The following is a 20,154-nucleotide window of genomic DNA, read 5'->3' on the forward strand; positions in this document are numbered from 1 at the left end:
AGCTAGGTACGTTACAACTTAGCTGCTTTTTCTATTTAGAAAATAATTATTGAGAGTTATGCTTACTCTGATATTGCTTATCAATGTAAGTGGTCAATACCATGGCTAAAAAAACACCTACATAAGTCGCTGAAATTATCCAAATAAAATATTCTTGCATAACACACTCCTTGTGATTAATTATTGTATTAATGAGGAACTTGCCCTCATTTAAGTTATAGCAAGATTCCTTGCATTTACCTCATTTTTGTGATGAAAATCATTATGTTCATCTTTGATGAATCTATACTAAGATGGTAATAATTATCGAATAATATTATCCATTCATACTTTGATCTCAGGTTTAAGCTGTACCGCTATTCAAAGAAAAACGCCTTAAACATCAGGACGGACTATGACTCAAACTGACGCGCTGCATTCTTCTTTTTATGCTCCTGTAAAAAAACTTTCTGCTTCTCATGTGTACCGTTTTAGTAAGCTAAAATCGTTAAAGACAAAAAACCAAACTACCGCCAACCTAGTACCTATCAATGAAATCGTTGGACAAGAACGAGCTCAGCAAGCCGTTGAATTTGCAATGGGAATGGAAGAAAAAGGCTATAACATTTTTGCAATAGGTCAAAATGGGTTAGGCAAACGCACCATGATGCTGCGTTACTTGAACCAATTACAGTCTAACAGAGAATTATTTGATTGGTGTTATGTCAGTAACTTTGACGAACCTCGAAGCCCGAAAGTACTAAAACTCGATATTGGTCATGCTAACGAGTTTAAAGAAGACATCGAAAAGTTAGTATTGCGTCTAGTCAAAGCTCTGCCTCTTTCCTTTGAAAATGAGATGTACTTTAAGCGTTCTGATCAACTTAAAAAGCAACTGGCTGATCAGCAAGATGAAGAGTTATCCAAACTCACCAAAGAAGCTGAAAAACAAAATATCCAATTAGTCGTCACTCAGCAAGGTGATTACCAATTAATGGCACTTAACGGTAAAGAACCTCACACGGAAGAAAGCTTTGAAAAACTGTCTAAAAAGAAAAAAGAAGCCATCGAAAAAAGCATTAGAGAGCTTGAAACCAAACTCAGACAAGCGGTTCGAACCTTTACTAAATGGGAAGAAGAATTCAGCGATAAACAACAAGAACACAATGAGCAAACCGCTTTAGAAGTCATCTGTCACTTTATTCAGCCTTTGTTGGATAAATACAAATCCAACGATGAAGTTAGCCATCACCTTGTTGCCATGCAAAAAGATATGGTAACAAATGTTGATTTGTTCATTGAGCAGAGTGAAGACCAACTTGGACTTGCATACGCGACGTTAGAAAAAAAGATGCCCCGTCGGTATCAAGTTAATGTTATTGTTCAACAACAAGACGAGCACTTCCCCATTCAGGTTGAAGAAAGCCCTAGCTACCACAGCTTGTTTGGCTATGTTGAAAACGCCACTTTTAAAGGGACGGTTTTCACTGACTTCTCATTAATCAGAGCCGGCAGCTTACATAAAGCCAATGGTGGTGTTTTGATGATCGACGCTATGAAAGTACTAGAGCGCCCATATGTATGGGATGGCTTAAAGCGTGCATTACGAGCTCGAAAGCTCGATTTAAGCTCATTAGAGCGTGAAGTGTCACTGTCAGGCAGTATTTCAATTGAGCCAGAATCAATTCCGCTTGATGTAAAAATCATCATGTTTGGTGATCATCAAACCTATCACCTACTCCAGCACTACGACCCAGATTTCAAAGAACTGTTTCGGGTAACGGCTGATTTTGAAACTCACATGCCAAGAACCGAAGAAAGCGAACAGCATTACGCTCGGTTTATCGCTTCTATTGTCCACGACAATGGTATGCTTCATTGTGATAAATCAGCCATAGAGAGAGTTATTGAATACAGTTCTCGTCGCGCAGATGATCAAAATAAATTATCTTTGTATTCTGCTGATATTGCCAACCTACTGCGTGAAACTAACTTCGTTGCCAAAAACGATAATGCAAAAAAGATCAGCGCAAGTCATGTTCAGAAAGCATTAGATAATCAAGAGCATCGTGTTTCAAAGCTTAAAGATATAATGCAAGAAGATGTAGATAAAGGTCGCACTTTGCTGCAAGTACAAGGGTCAGCAATTGGACAAATTAACGCTCTAACAGTTATATCCACTGGTGAGCATCGTTTTGGATTACCTAGTCGCATCACTGCAAATACAGCCTATGGCGAAGGTGAAGTGCTTGATGTAGAACACAAAGTCAAACTTGGTGGACAAATCCATAGCAAAGGCGTTTTGATATTAACTTCATACCTAGCTTCTATGTTAGGAAAGAGTGCAGAGATTCCACTAACGACCTACTTAACTTTTGAGCAATCCTACTCAGGTGTAGATGGTGATAGCGCTTCATTAGCGGAATATTGTGCGGTACTGTCAGCAATTAGTGAAGTTCCATTAAGGCAAGATATAGCAATAACAGGCTCAATGGATCAGTTTGGCGTCGCTCAGCCTATCGGCGGTGTTAATGAGAAAATCGAAGGTTTCTTTAATGTTTGTATGGCTAAAGGTTTCAGCAAACAACAAGGTGTGATTATCCCCCAAAGTAATGTTGATAACCTGATGCTAAGGGAAGATATTGTCGAAGCCATAAAAAGAAAGCAATTCCATATTTGGGCCATTAGCCATGTAAGTCAAGCCATAAAGCTACTAACAGGAAAAGCGGCTGGTGAGCAAACGACAACAGGCTACACCAAAGATTCGGTTTATAATTCCGCATACAATAAGCTTGAATGCCTTCGAGGTAATGAGGAATAACAGCACTTTATTGCGTGTAGCGGATTTGCACAGATCCTCTATTCGCTTAATGTCTACTTTTTTTTCCTGATTTTGATGTCTCCGGTTGAAATTGAGAATAATATTTATTTGCTTTCCATTGCTGCTCTAAAAACCTAGTAAGCCGTGTACTTTGTTGGCACACTGAGCTTTTTTCATAAGGCCTGAATATTGGTTGTGAGTTCGATTGTTGGAGTCGTACTGCTATAATTGTATCGTGTTTTGAAGAACTTCCGGAATCAATATACACCTTAATTTTTTCGTAAACCCCACCCTTTTGGCCTTTTGTAGCATACAATGAACGGTTAACTGTAGCTACATCATCCTTTGAAAGTTCTCGTTGATATTGGCCATCAGAGGTATGGCAGCAAACAGTAATCTGAGGTAAAGAAGCCGCAGTAGCCATGACAAAAATCTCATTCAAATCAATTAACTGCTAGAATATCAGATCAAGCTGACGGAAAACTGAATAAGCATTACTCATTAACTGCATTAACAACTGAAATGCGCTCGCCCATTCCATTTAAAAGCTGACAACTCCCTTCTAACACAGCCATTATATTTTTCCCCTGCCTAAATTCATCAGGTAATTTAATACGCCCACTACCTCTATGGGGAAGTTCATGGAGTACTCGTGAGTACAAAATCACCCCAGCTGGTGCTTCAAAATACAATACTGTTACAGTATTAGTGTTTTTAGAGTTACCACTCTGGTGCATGATACTTCATTCCTTGTTAGTTTTTGCCTACTCCGATGTGTCGCAGCGCCGTAAAAAAATTCAAAACAGAAGTTGAAATTATCAAAAAAAATAAATTTTAATACAAGAGGATAGGCGAAAACAAACTAGCTTAACCAATGAAAATTTGACATGAATCAAACCGATTTATAATTACGTTGATTACCCACTTAACTTATTGATTAGCAGCATGAATAAATGGTTGCCTTTCACCAGCGCCATTGAGTAAATCACATACACCATTAAAGACGGTAAGGATATGCTTATTTCGCCTAAAATCATCGGGAAGAATGACTCTACCATTATCACTAACTGGCATCTCATGCATCACTAATCGATAGACTTTATCACCCTTTCTTTCATCAAGATAAGTGACAGTGACCGTCGCAGTCTTTGGTGTAATGTTACTTTGAGCCATAACTTCCTCTGAGGTCAAATAATGCTAACTCTTTAGTTATAGTTCAAAATCATTAGCTCTCAACTTCAACTACAAATAAAAATTGAACCTGTTAGAATTGATGAGTTTTTTGATTTGAGATACAGAGACTAAGATGGGAAGAGCTTTCCAAAACCGCAAAGAGTCTATGGCCAAAACGGCTGGCATGAAAACTCGCTTATACTCACGTTACGGTAAAGAAATTTATATATGCGCCAAAAACGGTGGTGTTGAGCCTGACGGTAACATCGCGCTAAAACACCTGATCACCAGAGCTAAAAAAGACCAAGTTCCAGCACATGTTATCGAAAAAGCCATTGATAAAGCCAAAGGTGGCGGTGGTGAAGATTACGAAGGCGCACGTTACGAAGGGTTTGGCCCAAATAACTGTATGCTAATCGTTGACTGCCTAACAGATAACGTTAAACGCACCTACACCGAAGTTCGTCAAGCTTTTGTTAAAAATGATGCAAAATTAGGCGGCCCAGGCACTGTTGCCCACATGTTTGATCACTCAGCCGTTTTTGTATTTGAAGGCGATGATGATGAAGCAATATTGGAAGCATTGATGATGGCTGATGTCGATGTCACCGATGTCGAAGTAGAAGATGGTTTAACCAGTGTTTACGCGCCTCATACTGAATATAACAAGACTCGCACAGCATTATTAGACACCTTAGGTGAGATTGAGTTTAAGGTTGATAACATTTCATGGGTGCCACAAACCATGACTGAAGTCAGCGATGCAGAACAAATCGAGCAGTTTGATAAGTTAATTGCAGCTCTTGAAGACTGTGACGACGTACAAAATGTTTACCACAACGCTGAAGTGGTTGAGTAAGCTTGAGTAATTACTGAAAGGAGCTGAGCCAATTCAACTCTGCTCCTTATTCGATTAATTTGAAAATGAGCTTTATCACTTTTTAAGTGCTTTCCTCATTTCATTAAGTGCTTTTTGGTTTACCGCAAACCTTTCATTAAAAAAGTTATCTCCTTCCTCAAAAAACACACCAAATCGGTTATAAGTCCCTACTTTAGATATCCCTAATTTTGCAGGCAAATGTGGTAGTTGTCTGCGGTAAAAGTATGGGATACTAATTATCGCTGTATCAACGCCATTAACCACTTTTCTTTCCCAAAAATCAGTGCCATGGGTTTTAAATGTGGCATTAAGTTCCCCTTGCCTGAAAGTCAAGATGGTCAAATTGTTAACCACTTCAGAATCAACTTTAATATTGTTAAGATCTCCTATAAGTTGATTGAACCTTACTACGTATTTACCATCACTATTTTTTCCTTGCAGATAAGCAACAAGATGAACTTTGTCGAACAAAGAGCCAGAACTTTCACTCAAACTTCCTAAATAAATAATATCGGGTATTTGGTTTTCTACGCCTTGAAAAATAAATCCAGACTTAGTATTCCTTTGTACATACGCGCTGATATTTCTTGCTCCCACTGTTCTATCTTCTACGCGAATAATGTCTACATAGTTACAAAGCCCAGCGATAGGATCATCTTCTAGTGGACTACAATCTTTCTCTTCCTGATAAAACATGTGGTCTTGATCCATTCTGATGGCTAAGTCATAGCCATAAATACCTTGCCCTGATGGAAAACGCCCATTATGACTACTGTGTGGCGCAAGCGCATTCGTCCAAGCGTCATACATACCGAACGAATAGGTGGCGGCTGACATCAAGGTATTTTGTAAATCAAAAAGCCGTCCAGAAACTAAAATATTAAATGAGCTAACACCATTATTAGAAATGCTTATCAGGCTATCAGATTGAGAAATTAAAGTAAGATATGGCAATAAAGGGTTTACTTGCTCAGCATCAATCAAGCCAACCTGCCTAGATGTTTCAGAAAAATAGGTTTGCGTGGTTTCTTTTTCTGTTTCAGGGTTTATCACCAAATGTTTTGTCAGCTCAGGGAAAAAAGAGGGTTGATAATAAGAGTATGCCAGCACTGACTCTGAATCTTGCAAAGCAATCAACTTTTCCTCATGAGTATCCGTTTTAAAATAGCTGGTAATGTCAAAATCGGTTTTTCTGTACTTTCTTACGGACATGATGGCAGATAATTCAACCATAGATGGTTTATATACATCTTTTTTACTCGGTGCTTTTTGAGTATCCAGCTGTTGTGTATTGATTAACTCTGTATCGAATTGAATGTTTGAAGTGTATTGCTTTAACTGATTATGTAAATGGTGTATCGCTAAATGGTGCTTTCTTGAATTAGACAACACGCGTAATGCGTCTGTCGATTCAATTTCGTTAATGGCCGAGACATATTCATCAGGATAATCTTTCGCAATATCTTGATAGGCTTCTGCTTCAATAATTGAAACAGGCGTTGAACTTGCATTGCCTTTTTCAGCAATATAATCATTACATGACGATAAGTTAGTAAAAGCTTGTTGATAAAATTCAGCTTCAGCTTCTTGCTGTGATAGGCCTAAATAAGTTTTATGGTGCACTATAGATGTCATAGGGCTGATAACACCGCAATCTTTATACGCAGCTAACTTGTATTCAAAGTTAACCGGTTGCTGACTGTTGGCAAATAGTGAGTTTTTTGTGACTTCAGCGAGCAGAGTACAACTGCTGTTCAACTGATTTGAAAAAACGTAGCCCTCATTATCTGAGTAAGCTATGGATTCATCTACGTCACATTGAGCATTGTCATTGCAGTCTGAGCAAACTTTTGCATTTTGAATGTAGTCATCATGAGAAAGCACACGAACTTTTGAAGTATTAACTTCAGCTTCACTGCTATCATTACAGCCTATACATAACAAGGTAACAATAATTACAACGACTAACTTGTTAACATCCATGTTCTTTTTCCTACTTCTGAAACAGCAGCTCACTGCCGTGCAATGAACTTTACTCTAATTAAGAATAGTAGAAGAAAAATAAGTCGACTTTTAAAAAATCGGCATTGAATGATTTCTCTGAAAACAAAATTTAAATTCTTACCCTACCCCAATTATAAATAAAATTTAATCACTACCTGTATAGGTATGTGATAGTTTACCTATCCGTTTATTCTGTTATTAGAGGATCTATTGTGGCGGGAAGAGTACCACCTGTAGTTCAGCACCATGCCGCTCAAAGTTACTGTCATCAATACGGTCAACCTGATAATACCCTTCCCCAAAACGTTTTTTCTAGTCATGCTCCATCACCTACATCTGGATATTTTCATGGAAGTCACCAATATCAAATAGCACCAGTAGCACCAGAATTTCAATCTAGTGGTAGACCACAGCCACCGAATGAAGAATTTTTTGCAAGCGGAGCCTATAGCGACAGCATCCAAGCCGATGGTGCTTGGGCTGCAGGAGATGCTAATGACCGATCTTCAAGTTCCCGAGAAGCTCACAGACCTTGTTCGCCTTCCTACATTCACAACTTGCCACCTGACCAAAGACAATACTTTGAAAAAGCAGCAGAGGGAGAACATTCGTTTCATCGGCCGCCACCTTCTAATCCCCATTGGCAAAGCTCTTCTAGTCTCTCGCAAGGAATGGGATCAAACAATCATTCCTGCGCCAGCTATCATTCTAGTTCGACAATTTTCAGCTATAGCCCTAGTGCGCCAAATACTTTTAATACTGTTAACGCTTATCGTGTAGAAGAGAGCCAAACACTCGCTCAACCGTCAAAACCAGAAGCGAGACCCGAATTAATAAGTCGATTGTGTTTTCTATTAAAAAACAAAATGTCTGAAAGTGATTGGTCACAAGCAGCTTATATTCTACCTGCCGGCACTGAAAATGTTCCACAACAAGACTTTGAGGTTTTCAGCAAAAAAGCCAACTCCGTACCCACTTCGGCAATTGTGAAAGTGTTGTTGCAGTGGTTTGATCTATCGTCTGTAGAGCAAACCAAATTGCAATTGAATTTGTTCACTGAAGCTCTTGGTTATGTTCGAGAAGATATTGTTAATTTGATAAAAAGTGGGGCTAACTCATCCGATGATATATCAAACACTGGCTATCAAACTTTTCTTTCTCAAATTCCCTATACAGACTCTATAACTCGAGGCAGTCTGCTTCTCAAAATAAAGTCGACGTTTTCACATAAATTAGTCCATGACCAGATAGATACAATTCTTATTTTAGCTTGGTCAAAAAACATAATTAATGACGCTGAATTACTAGAACTATTGGAAAAAAAAGGAGTTGGAGACAAATCTGGCCCACTCGTCGATTATTGGTTCAACCGACAAGCACGAACAATGGAACAAGCCTTAGATGATTTAAGAGAAGCATTGTTTGTTAACGTACGTCATGTTGAATTAGTTTCAAAGTTCCCCCGACCAAAAGAAATTACTGAGACAACAAGCACACCTTCTGCACAGCCACCGAGTTTAGCGTCGAGAATATCTAGTAATGATGATAACTCCTCAATGTCATTAGTAGCGGAAAGTGATGAAAACTCTGAAATGCCATCAACAGGAGAAGATACTGAAAACTCTAGTCCATCTGTCGACACAATCGACACCGATGGTAAGAAGAAAAAAAGCCAATGAGCTAATAAACTCATTGGCTTCAACACACAACGAACTCAGGACTAACCTAACTTAACTCGCGCGTTTCTAAACATACGCATCCAAGGGCTGTCTTCGCCCCACTCGTCTGGATGCCATGAGTTCGCTACGGTTCTGAACACTCGCTCTGGGTGCGGCATCATAATGGTTACTCGACCATCAGTCGTAGTTAAGCCAGTAATACCATTAGGTGAGCCATTCGGGTTTTGCGGGTATTGAGTCGCAATTTGCCCATGACCATTCACATAGCGAAGCGCAACAGTTCCTGTCGCTTCAACATTTGCAAGCGCATCGGCATTGGCAAATTCCGCTAAACCTTCACCATGAGATACCGCAATCGGCATTCTTGAGCCTTTCATTCCTTCAAAGAATAACGACGGACTTTCTTGCACTTCAACCAAGCTGAAACGTGCTTCAAAACGCTCAGACTTATTGCGTACAAAGTGTGGCCAGTGCTCACTACCCGGAATGATTTCTTTCAGGTTCGATAACATCTGACAACCGTTACACACGCCTAGAGCAAAACTGCTTTCACGGGCAAAGAAAGCACTGAATTCATCACGAGCACGACTGTTGAAAAGAATCGACTTCGCCCAGCCTTCACCAGCACCTAAAACGTCACCGTATGAGAAACCACCACAAGCCACTAAACCTTGGAACTCTTCTAAGCTAATTCGGCCAGAAAGAATATCCGACATATGAACATCACGGCTTTCAAACCCTGCACGATCAAACGCCGCCGCCATTTCAATATGCGAGTTCACACCTTGCTCACGCAAAATCGCCATCTTAGGCGCGTTGCCTTTTAGAATGTAAGGCGCAGCCACATCTTCTTGAGTGTCGAAGCTTAAATCAACGGTTAAACCCGGCTCATCGGCTTGAAGTTTTAAATCAAACTCTTGTTTCGCACACTCAGGGTTGTCACGCAACGCTTGCATGCGATAAGTGGTTTCTGACCACAATTGACGCAGAGCAACACGGCTTTCAGAGTAGATTTCAACTCCATCTGCTTTAATAGTTACTTGGTCACTTTGCGACAGCTCACCAATCACATGACAGCCAACACCGCCTGCATTATATTGAGCTGCAATCACAGCGGCTTTAGCAGCTGACACTTGAATAACCGCACCTAATTCTTCATTAAACAAACGCTCTAGATGAGTACCAGTTAACGCTGATAGGTCGATATCTAATCCAGTGTTACCTGCAAATGCCATTTCGACTAAGGTAGTGAATACACCACCGTCACTGCGATCGTGATACGCAATCACCTCTTTAGCTGCAACCAACTTTTGCGTCGTTTCAAAGAAATGACGAAGCAATGCAGGATTTGCTAAATCAGGCGCTTTATCACCTAGCTCACTATAAACTTGCGCTAAACAAGAACCCCCTAAACGATTATGACCTTCACTTAAATCAATAAGCACTAACTTGGTATCACCTTTGTCTGTGCGAAGCTCAGGCGTAACGGTATTACGAATATCACGCACTACACCAAAGGCTGAAATGACCAGAGACATTGGCGCCGTTACCGCTTTGTCTTCACCATTTTCTTGCCATGCTGTTTTCATCGACATGGAATCTTTACCCACAGGAATGGTTAGCTCAAGCTCAGGGCACAGCTCTTCACCTACCGCTTTAACCGCTTCGTAAAGACCCGCATCTTCACCCGGGTGACCAGCCGCTGACATCCAGTTCGCTGATAGCTTAATACGCTTCATTGAGCCAATGTCTGCTCCGGCGATATTCATGATGGATTCAGCTACAGCCATACGAGCCGAAGCGCCAAAGTCGAGTAGTGCTAATGGAGTACGCTCACCCATCGACATGGCTTCACCTGTATAGCTATCAAAGCTTGTAGCAGTTACCGCACAATCAGCAACTGGTACTTGCCAAGGCCCAACCATTTGGTCACGATTCACAAGACCTGTTACGGTTCTATCACCAATGGTGATCAGGAAAGTTTTATCAGCAACCGTTGGCAATGAAAGTACTCGCTTAACCGCATCAGGAACATTAATATTGCTTTGATCTAATGCAGGGCTTTGTGCCAATTTTGAAACCACATCACGGCTCATTTTTGGTGCTTTACCCAGTAGAACTTCCAGAGGTAGATCGATTGGTTGATTATCAAAATGCGGATCGTCTAGAACTAAATCTTCATTTAGAGTTGCTTCCCCTACAACGGCGAATGGTGCACGTTCACGTTCACAGATCTGAGTGAAAATTTCTAAGTTTTCAGGGGCGACAGACATCACATAACGCTCTTGAGATTCATTACACCAAATCTCAAGTGGGCTCATGCCGCGTTCATCTGAAAGCACCTCACGCAAGTTAAAACGACCACCACGGCCACCATCACTTACCAGCTCAGGCAAAGCATTGGATAAACCGCCAGCACCTACGTCATGGATAAATTGAATTGGGTTGTCGTCACCCATTTGCCAGCAACGGTCGATAACCTCTTGGCAGCGACGCTCCATTTCTGGGTTTTCTCGTTGTACTGAGGCAAAGTCTAAGTCTTCTGATGACTGACCCGATGCCATTGACGATGCCGCACCACCACCAAGACCGATATTCATCGCAGGACCACCAAGAACGATAAGCTTCGCGCCCTCAGTAATATCACCTTTTTGTACGTGATCTTCACGAATGTTACCTAGACCACCAGCCAACATAATTGGTTTGTGATAACCACGAACCTCGACACCGTTGTGGCTTGATACTTGTTGCTCATAGGTACGGAAATAACCTAACAATGCAGGACGACCAAACTCGTTGTTGAATGCTGCGCCACCTAATGGGCCTTCAGTCATAATGTCTAACGCACTTACGATACGGTTTGGTTTGCCGTAATCCCCTTCCCAAGGTTGTTCAAAGTTAGGGATGTTAAGGTTTGATACGCTAAAGCCCGTTAAGCCCGCTTTAGGTTTAGAGCCGCGCCCCGTTGCACCCTCATCACGAATTTCACCACCTGAGCCAGTAGCAGCTCCTGGATACGGACTGATTGCTGTTGGGTGATTGTGGGTTTCAACTTTCATCAAGACATGCATAGGCTCTGTGTGATAGTTGTATGTACCATCTTGATTTGGGAAGAAACGCCCTGCAACAGAACCTTCCATCACTGCCGCATTATCTTTGTATGCCGACAACACGTGATCAGGCGTAGTTTCAAAGGTGTTTTTGATCATTTTGAACAATGATTTTGGCTGCTTTTCACCATCGATTGTCCAATCCGCATTAAAGATTTTATGACGGCAGTGCTCAGAGTTTGCTTGAGCAAACATCATTAACTCGATGTCATTTGGATTACGAGCGAGCTGAGTAAAATTCTCAACTAAGTAATCGATTTCATCTTCAGCCAACGCTAAGCCCATAGATACATTAGCTTGCTCTAACGCGACACGACCTTCTTCTAAGATATTTACGCTCGTAAACGGCTTAGGTTCAGTTTGTACAAACAAAACACTCGCTGATTCGATGTCGGTATATACCGCTTCAACCATTCGGTCATGCAGTAATCCTGAAAGCACATTCTGCTGCTCAGAAGTTAACGCATCACTTTCAACGTAATACGCAATACCACGCTCTAAACGGTTCACTTTGCTTAAATCACAGTTGTGAGCAATGTCGGTAGCTTTAGAGGACCAAGGTGAAATGGTACCAGGGCGAGGAGTAACAAAGAATAATTGGCCTTGTGGCTGATGAACTTCTAACTTCGGACCATAAGTAAGCAGTTTTTGTAATTGTTGTTGCTCTGTGGTTTCGAGAGGAGTGCTGATATCAGCGAGGTGGATAAATTCGGCATATATACTTTGTACCGGAAGGGATTGGCTGCGACACGCTTGCAGCAGTTTTTGCACGTTAAAATCCGAAAGTGCAGGGGCTCCGCGGATGATCTCCATCACGTCTGTTCACCTTATGTCTATGTTGGGGTACAGGGTGTAGTGAATTGTTAATCTTTTCGGTTAATATTAAGCCGAAAAAATCAGCAAACACCACCTTATTTTTTGCGCGCCATTATAGAGAATTTAGCCAATTAATTCACCTTATCTGATGCCATATCAAAGGCTTTAAGACCGATTTCTAAGGCTGATTTTCAAAAAACTGTTTTTTGGATGTGACTAATAAATTGTTACTTGTTTGATCCAGACTTGAAAAAAGACTCAATCAGTCTTATTTCTGTAACATTAAATACCTAGATTACGCTATAGTCTCTGGTGAAGTAAGAAAAAGGAGTAACTCATGAGAAGAAAAATAGTAAATACGGCACACAGACGTCGCATGCACCTTAAACAACGCCACATACGAGTAATCAAAAGACAAAAGTTATTCTTTAACTTCCTTACTGCTGAGAATTATTTTTTCTCTGCAGATAGTTCAAACCCCAATATATCCCAGACAGTTCATTCTAGTTTAAACTTGTAAGCTGCCTAATATAGAATCATCCACAAAAACAGAATCTGATAATTGCATTATTTTTTTTAATAAGCATAGCTTGCTCAGCTCTTTCTTTTCTGATTCTGAAACGGCTGGAATTTCACCTTTGAATTCTTTTTTAAGGCTCCTTTCTGCATTTGATGCATTGCAGTTGATAAAGAAGCAATCGCACTCTGCATTTATTTTTTCATCATTTGCTTTCACCAAAAGTTCGGTGATATTGTCTGAACAAAGAATCGTAAGTTTCACGCCAACAGAAACTCTTTTCAGCCATTTCATGGCTAGTAGCAGCTTTTCGATATTTTCTTCAATACCAATTCCTCTGCTTGAATCTTGACTGGGCTCAGTCACCTCAGAACTCATTTCGCGTCTTACCAAATCATGGCCATGAGCAGTTAACGTTTTATTGACGGTTACGCACTTCTCCAGCCCTTCTCCATACGTGCTTTTCCTATTCATTAATGTGCTAATTATGGCTTGCCATGTATAACATCTGGCTCTCGCTTTTTCTCGTTTGGGAACTTGGCTACTATCTTCGATTTTTCTATCTTCTTTCCCACCTATAGGCTCTTGGCTAATTACAAAGCTTGCCTTAGTTGTAGAAACTTCAGTTAAATCTAGAATGATGTGGGCTTGACCTGCAAAATTCCGAGGGACCACTTCGAAACCCATCTCTTCAGGAGGCAAGAGTGCATTAAAGGAGCTTACTTTATCTAAAAGTGACTCCATTGACTTAAGTAACTCTATACGCTCAGGACTTCTTAACTGTGAGATGGTTGTAAGGTGTTCTGCCGCGTCAGCTATACCAAATGCATTGGTTCGGCTTCTGTAACGAGGAAGATTGTTTGCAAAATGAACGAGTGAGGATAGTTCGTCTTCTTTAGGCGGAGTGAAATGATTACCATCATGAAAACTTGTTGCCACTCCACGAAGAGACTCTGAACGACAACTTTTCAACATCCATTTGTCAAGGACAAGCCAATCACTGCTTTCTTCTGCAGTAACTGAACTTGGGCTTGAACTTAAATTTAACAGAAAGTCAGGTTGTCCAACAGGAGACGCTACAACAGGTGAACCCATATATACTCAAGCAAATTAATTAAAACACAATGCCTTAATTGTAACAGTGACCATACTTTCTGCCGTTAACATTAAATGAGCATTAATTAATAGTTTGTCTTCTAGGGCAGGTTTTTAAGCTTTTGTTCCTTTTTCTCTTTCCTTCGGCGTTTAAAAAACTGACTAAGTTGCTGGCTACATTCTTCTGCAAGTACTCCCGAACTCAGTTCTACAACATGATTTGCAGATGAGTGATGAAGCACATTACAAACGGTACCAGCCGCACCCGTTTTTTGATCTTTAGCACCAAACACGACGCGTCCTACTCTGGCATGAATAATCGCTCCAGCACACATGCTGCAAGGCTCTAAAGTAACATACAAAGTAGTATCAATAAGCCGATAGTTTTCCAATGCTTTTCCCGCTTCTCTCAAGCATCGAATTTCAGCATGACCACATGGATCATGAGCCGCAATACTCAAGTTATAAGCTGAGGCAATTTCTTTATCGTCCAACACCAGCACGGCGCCAACAGGTACTTCACCTTTTCCTTCGGCTTGATGTGCTAACTCCATTGCTCGCTTCATCCATTTTTCATCTTGTTCTTGGCTCGACACGATTATTTATTCATCCAAACACAAATTCTTAGTGTTATTTTATATTGATTAGTTATGATTCCGGAAGCCCTCGTACCCAATCGAGTAATTCTTGGTTTAAGGGAGTATTTAAATCATCTGTAGTAAGATAAAGCCCACGTCTGACTAAATCCACCTTAGGATTACCTGCTTTAGTCAACATACACACCTTAATGTATGCTCTCGTGAGTTCAGGATATAATGCTTCTTTTCTTTCCATCAGCCAATAATCAATATATTGACGTTTAGCATCTTTATACGCTCTGCAAGACTGGCAAGCTATCAAGTAAGCATTCATACAAGATGTATCAATTTTCTGCCCTACACTCTTCTCGATGGAATGAAAAAAAAAGTTCACAGAATTAAGTTTCCCTCGGCTCGCATAAACTAGCATCATGTAAGCACAGCATTGAAGATCGGGGGTTAAATTGAATTCACTTTTAAGCCTTTCTCGGAACAACTCAGTTGCCCTATCACATTCACCGGCTTTCATTAACACAAGTAAGTAGCCTCTAATCATGGACATTGAATAACGTCCCTTTAGATCATGCTTACAATGATCATAAAGCATATGCCACGCTTTATTTAAACGTACAGGAGAAGAGCAACACATAAGATATAAAGACGCAATATGGCTATCTAGTTTAATGTTATATTTCGGCATATGCTCAAAAACCATCTTATCCGCAGCTTCGAATGACTCTGAGCTTTTGATCGAAAGACAAAACTCTAAAAAAACCAAAATCACAATAGAAAAGCTATTATTATCAACTGCATGCTTCTGCCTTAAATAAACAAGTGCCGTTTGCTTCGCCTCCTCAACCTTATGAGCTTGAGAAAAAATATCTTCTCGCACTTTTTTGTACCATTCGTTTGTATTAAACTCAGAGGTGATCAAGCTAACCTCCTGTTCTATAAGTCCATTAATATTAAGTTGAAAAATGCTTTGCTCATCTTTCACCTCATTAATACTCATATCATCGCGTATGACGGGGATCACACGTTTACTTATAAGTTTTGGCTGATAACACCGTCTTGAATTATGGGCATGTTCAAATGTGCGAGTTCTAAACCATGGTGGTTGTACTTCCCTGAAAGAGCTATTTCTCAAACCTCTGCTCCATTGCTGGGATGGTCTTGCCTTTATTTCTCTTTGGGCTGTTCTTACATATGTTTGACTTTTTATCGTCACGGCAGAATGATTTTGAGGAGGTGGATGCGAGGAATGATTATTAACCGGTTCTGTTGCTGGCTTAGCTGGTTCTCGAAAAGAGAGCACCTGATTTGTATCTTCGTACTCTTTATCCCAATCTTCAGGCTCATTCTGCTCCTCAGGAATACTTTTATAGTGTTTTGTACAACCATTTCTTTCACGAGTTTTTTTGTCAGCTTCAATCTGAGCTCTTGTTTTTACCCAAAAGCTGGGCGTTGTGGGTTCAGCATCTTCGACACAGGGTTCTCCTTCTAAAGAAGTTTTTACTCGCCATACATTCCCTCTTCCTTCCAATTGTGAATAATTTTCTGCTTTACCTTCCATCGCTTTTGAATAGAAATGTGGAGATTTTAGATAGTTGCTCTCAAATACGTTAGATGCCATAACCGTCTGTATAGTAATAAAAAAAGAATGTGATTTTTTATTATCTTGAGAAGAAATAAAACCAAAACAGGCTTTCCATTAAGCTTCTGTTAATAAAAAAGCAGCCAATTGGCTGCTTTTTCAAAGATAAAAAATTATTCCCACTCAATGGTCGCAGGCGGTTTACCTGAAATATCGTAAACTACTCGGGAAATACCGTCGATTTCATTAATAATACGATTCGATACTCGACCTAAGAAATCGTAAGGTAAATGTGCCCAATGTGCTGTCATAAAGTCGATGGTTTCAACTGCACGAAGCGATACAACCCAATCGTATTTACGACCGTCCCCCATTACGCCCACTGAACGTACAGGTAAGAACACGGTAAAGGCTTGGCTCACTTTATCGTATAAATCAGCGGCATGGAGTTCTTCAATGAAGATAGCATCAGCACGACGTAGCAAATCGCAGTACTCTTTCTTAATTTCACCCAGAACACGAACACCAAGGCCAGGGCCTGGGAATGGGTGACGATAAAGCATGTTATATGGCAAGCCTAGCTCTAGACCAATCTTACGAACCTCGTCTTTAAACAGCTCACGTAATGGCTCAACTAAGCCAAGCTCCATATCATCAGGCAATCCCCCCACATTGTGGTGAGATTTGATCACATGCGCTTTGCCGGTTTTGCTACCAGCCGATTCAATCACATCAGGATAAATCGTACCTTGAGCCAACCATTTCGCGTTCACACACTTCTTAGATTCTTCATCGAAGATCTCAACAAATACGTGACCAATGATCTTACGCTTAGCTTCTGGATCAGCTTCACCTTTTAAGGCTTCTAAGAAACGGTTTTCAGCATCAACATGAACAATGTTCAAACCGAAGTGCTCGCCAAACATTTCCATCACTTGCTGAGCTTCATTCAAACGCAGTAAGCCGTTATCAACGAACACACACGTCAACTTATCGCCAATAGCACGATGAAGTAACATAGCCACAACTGATGAATCTACACCACCAGATAACCCTAAAATAACTTCATCGTCACCCACTTGCTCTTTAATACGAGCAACGGCATCTTCGATGATATTTGCAGGCTTCCAGTTTGCTTCACATTGACATATATCTAAGACAAAGTTAGATAAAATACGCAGTCCTTGGCGGGTATGAGTTACTTCAGGGTGGAATTGAACGCCATAAAATTGCTTGTCTTCATTTGACATAATCGCGTAAGGGCAGGTTTCTGTTTGAGCTACCGCTTTAAAATCTGCTGGAATTTCAGAGACTTTATCACCATGGCTCATCCACACATCAAGAAGAGGCTTGCCATGCTCAGATACCGCATCTTCAATGCCTTTGAACAGTGCAGATTCAGAAATCATCTCAACTTGAGCGTAACCAAATTCGCCTTCGCCAACGCCTTTGATAACTTTACCACCCAATTGCTCTGACATGGTTTGCATGCCATAGCAAATCCCCAATACAGGCACACCTGCATTAAAGACGTATTCAGGAGCACGAGGAGAGTTGTCAGCTGTGACACTTTCAGGGCCACCAGCCAAGATGATGCCATTTGGTGCGAATTCTCGAATATCTTGTTCTGATACATCCCACGCCCACAATTCACAGTACACACCGATTTCTCGGATACGACGGGCAATAAGCTGAGTATATTGAGAGCCGAAGTCTAAGATCAGGATCTTATGCTCATGGATATCGTTCATGTTTGACCTTTATTTTATAGAGTCATACCTATTTGTTGGGTATCCAGTATCGAAGTCACTGGACTCCTGCCTACGCAGGAGTGACGGATTTTATAAACCTGTACAACATTCATTCACAATATGAATAAACTGTATTTCTCAAGTATTTATTTTAATTAGTTAGAGACTGTGGCATTCGATGATTTCAGTTAGGAAGAATATTGAGATAAGACAACCGTCCGTGACAGGATGTCACGGTCGTCAGCACATGGATGTGCGCTTCTGTTGTCGCTCTCATTATTCTTCCTTAGTTCTCAATCAGTGATCACACTCCAGTACGGTAATTAGGCGCTTCTTTCGTCATAGTGACATCATGAACGTGCGACTCGCCCATACCTGCTGAAGTTACTTTCACAAACTCAGCCTTAGTGTTTAACTCAGAAATCGTAGCGCAACCTGTAAGCCCCATACATGAACGTAAACCGCCCATTTGTTGATGAATGATCTCTTTTAGGTGACCCTTATATGGCACTCGACCTTCAATGCCTTCTGGCACTAACTTGTCAGCCGCATTATCAGTTTGGAAGTAACGGTCAGATGAGCCTTGAGACATAGCGCCTAAAGAACCCATTCCACGATAAGATTTATAAGTACGACCTTGGTATAAAATGGTTTCACCCGGCGCTTCTTCTGTACCCGCAAACATAGAGCCAGCCATAATGCACGATGCACCTGCGGCTAACGCTTTGGCTAAGTCGCCAGAGAAACGAATACCACCATCAGCAATTACAGGAATATCCAGATCTTTTAGCGCTTCAGCAGCATCAGAAACGGCAGTAATTTGAGGAACACCAACGCCAGTCACAATACGAGTGGTGCAAATAGAACCCGGACCAATACCAACTTTAACCGCATTTACACCCGCTTCAACTAACGCTAAAGCGCCTTCAGCGGTTGCTACGTTGCCACCAACGATTTGTAAATCAGGATATTTAGCGCGAGTTTCACGAATACGCTGAAGAACACCTTCAGAGTGACCGTGAGATGAGTCTATCAACAACACATCGGCGCCAGCTTTTACAAGAGCATCAACACGTTCTTCATTGCCAGCACCAGCACCGACAGCGGCACCAACACGTAATCGACCAAGTTCGTCTTTACAAGCATTAGGCTTACGTTCGGCTTTTTCAAAATCCTTAACCGTGATCAAACCTTTTAGTTTGAAGTTATCATCGACCACTAAGATTTTTTCAATACGATTGGTATGCATTAGCGCTTGAACATCGACCAGAGCTGTACCTTCTTTCACGGTAACTAAGCGCTCTTTTGGGGTCATCACTTGCTCAACAGTACGCTCCCAATCCGTCACAAAGCGAACATCACGACCAGTGATAATACCAACAAGTTCATTTGAATCATTGATAACAGGATAACCAGCAAAGCCATTACGGTGAGTTAATTCTCTCACTTCTTTTAAGCTTGTAGATGGTGAAACAGTGACTGGTTGTTGAATAATGCCCGCTTCGTAAATTTTTACTTTGCGAACTTCTTCAGCTTGTTGCTCGATACTCATGTTTTTATGAATAAAACCTAAGCCACCTTCTTGAGCCATAGAAATCGCTAAGCGAGCTTCAGTTACGGTATCCATAGCAGCAGAAACAATTGGCACATTAAGGCTAATGGTTTGAGTTAAGCGGGTTTTTAAATTAGCTGTGTTGGGGAGGACTGTAGAATGCGCAGGAACGAGTAAAACATCATCAAACGTCAGCGCTTCTTTTTTGAGTCTTAGCACGGCAACATCTCCCTTGAGGTGTAGGGTTGAAGGTGAAATATTGCGGACGGATTATACCCAGATACCAAGTCAGGGTAAATGCATATTAATCAAAAATTAATTTTTGTATTTTGAAACGACAAGAAATCTTGTACAAAAATGGCTGCAATGGCGTTGGGATGCCATTGCATAAGTCAGTGACAATTTAGAAGTTGAAATTAAAGTTATTAAGCCCACCTTCGATAGCAACAATGGCTTTCTTAATTCCTTTTATACTGAATATAAAGGAACTCGGCCGCAAGCAACCGAGTTTTATTTGAACAGTCCAAGCTGATCTGCACTTTTCTCTTTTTTGTCTAACTCTGCCAACTGTTCTTGAACATACTTTCTGATCACATCTTCAGTTG

The 20,154-nt window shown here is 40.9% G+C and carries 13 protein-coding genes; 3 read left to right on the top strand and 10 right to left on the bottom strand.

The genetic code is table 11. The features are described 5' to 3' along the window. Positions 1-394: 394 nt before the first annotated feature. The gene (locus D5018_RS13730; RefSeq protein ID WP_121839571.1) at positions 395-2,800 is read left to right on the top strand and encodes a Lon protease family protein; all 2,406 of its coding nucleotides are present in this window, start codon (positions 395-397) and stop codon (positions 2,798-2,800) included. Between the two features lie 46 nt (positions 2,801-2,846). Here the strand turns inward: D5018_RS13730 and D5018_RS13735 are convergent, their stop codons facing one another. From D5018_RS13735 to D5018_RS13745, 3 genes are all read right to left on the bottom strand, one after another. Next, positions 2,847-3,224: a hypothetical protein gene (locus D5018_RS13735; RefSeq protein WP_121839572.1), complete on the bottom strand. Its 378-nt coding sequence runs from the start codon at positions 3,222-3,224 to the stop codon at positions 2,847-2,849. 70 nt (positions 3,225-3,294) lie between these two features. Next, complete coding sequence (locus D5018_RS13740) at positions 3,295-3,537, bottom strand: TIGR02922 family protein (protein WP_121839573.1); 243 nt, start codon at positions 3,535-3,537, stop codon at positions 3,295-3,297. Between the two features lie 193 nt (positions 3,538-3,730). Further along, positions 3,731-3,973 (bottom strand): DUF2375 family protein, encoded by a 243-nt coding sequence (locus D5018_RS13745; protein WP_121839574.1) that lies wholly within the window; start codon positions 3,971-3,973, stop codon positions 3,731-3,733. Positions 3,974-4,106: 133 nt separating this feature from the next. Between D5018_RS13745 and D5018_RS13750 the strand changes: the two genes are divergently transcribed. Continuing rightward, positions 4,107-4,832: a YebC/PmpR family DNA-binding transcriptional regulator gene (locus D5018_RS13750; RefSeq protein ID WP_121839575.1), complete on the top strand. Its 726-nt coding sequence runs from the start codon at positions 4,107-4,109 to the stop codon at positions 4,830-4,832. A 75-nt stretch (positions 4,833-4,907) separates the two neighbouring features. Here D5018_RS13750 and D5018_RS13755 read toward each other — a convergent pair whose 3' ends face one another. After that, complete coding sequence (locus D5018_RS13755) at positions 4,908-6,836, bottom strand: hypothetical protein (RefSeq protein WP_121839576.1); 1,929 nt, start codon at positions 6,834-6,836, stop codon at positions 4,908-4,910. Between the two features lie 233 nt (positions 6,837-7,069). Here D5018_RS13755 and D5018_RS13760 point away from each other — a divergent pair, with 233 nt between their 5' ends. Next, positions 7,070-8,536 (top strand): hypothetical protein, encoded by a 1,467-nt coding sequence (locus D5018_RS13760; RefSeq protein ID WP_121839577.1) that lies wholly within the window; start codon positions 7,070-7,072, stop codon positions 8,534-8,536. 41 nt (positions 8,537-8,577) lie between these two features. Here D5018_RS13760 and purL read toward each other — a convergent pair whose 3' ends face one another. From purL to guaB, 6 genes are all read right to left on the bottom strand, one after another. Next, positions 8,578-12,459 (bottom strand): phosphoribosylformylglycinamidine synthase, encoded by a 3,882-nt coding sequence (gene purL, locus D5018_RS13765; RefSeq protein ID WP_121839578.1) that lies wholly within the window; start codon positions 12,457-12,459, stop codon positions 8,578-8,580. A 511-nt stretch (positions 12,460-12,970) separates the two neighbouring features. Then, positions 12,971-14,074 (bottom strand): hypothetical protein, encoded by a 1,104-nt coding sequence (locus D5018_RS13770; RefSeq protein ID WP_121839579.1) that lies wholly within the window; start codon positions 14,072-14,074, stop codon positions 12,971-12,973. A gap of 101 nt (positions 14,075-14,175) precedes the next feature. Continuing rightward, on the bottom strand, positions 14,176-14,670 hold the full coding sequence (gene tadA / locus D5018_RS13775; RefSeq protein WP_121839580.1) for a tRNA adenosine(34) deaminase TadA: 495 nt from the start codon (positions 14,668-14,670) through the stop codon (positions 14,176-14,178). Positions 14,671-14,722: 52 nt separating this feature from the next. Then, positions 14,723-16,285, bottom strand: coding sequence for a hypothetical protein (locus tag D5018_RS13780; protein ID WP_121839581.1), 1,563 nt, complete (start codon positions 16,283-16,285; stop codon positions 14,723-14,725). A gap of 134 nt (positions 16,286-16,419) precedes the next feature. Then, a complete protein-coding gene (gene guaA, locus D5018_RS13785) occupies positions 16,420-17,997 on the bottom strand; it encodes a glutamine-hydrolyzing GMP synthase (protein ID WP_121839582.1) in 1,578 nt (525 codons plus the stop codon). A gap of 304 nt (positions 17,998-18,301) precedes the next feature. Then, entirely contained in the window at positions 18,302-19,768 is a 1,467-nt protein-coding gene (gene guaB, locus D5018_RS13790; RefSeq protein WP_121839583.1) for an IMP dehydrogenase, read from the bottom strand. Positions 19,769-20,154 lie beyond the last annotated feature (386 nt).

The sequence above is a fragment of the Parashewanella curva genome, from assembly GCF_003675895.1.
GTDB lineage: Bacteria > Pseudomonadota > Gammaproteobacteria > Enterobacterales > Shewanellaceae > Parashewanella > Parashewanella curva.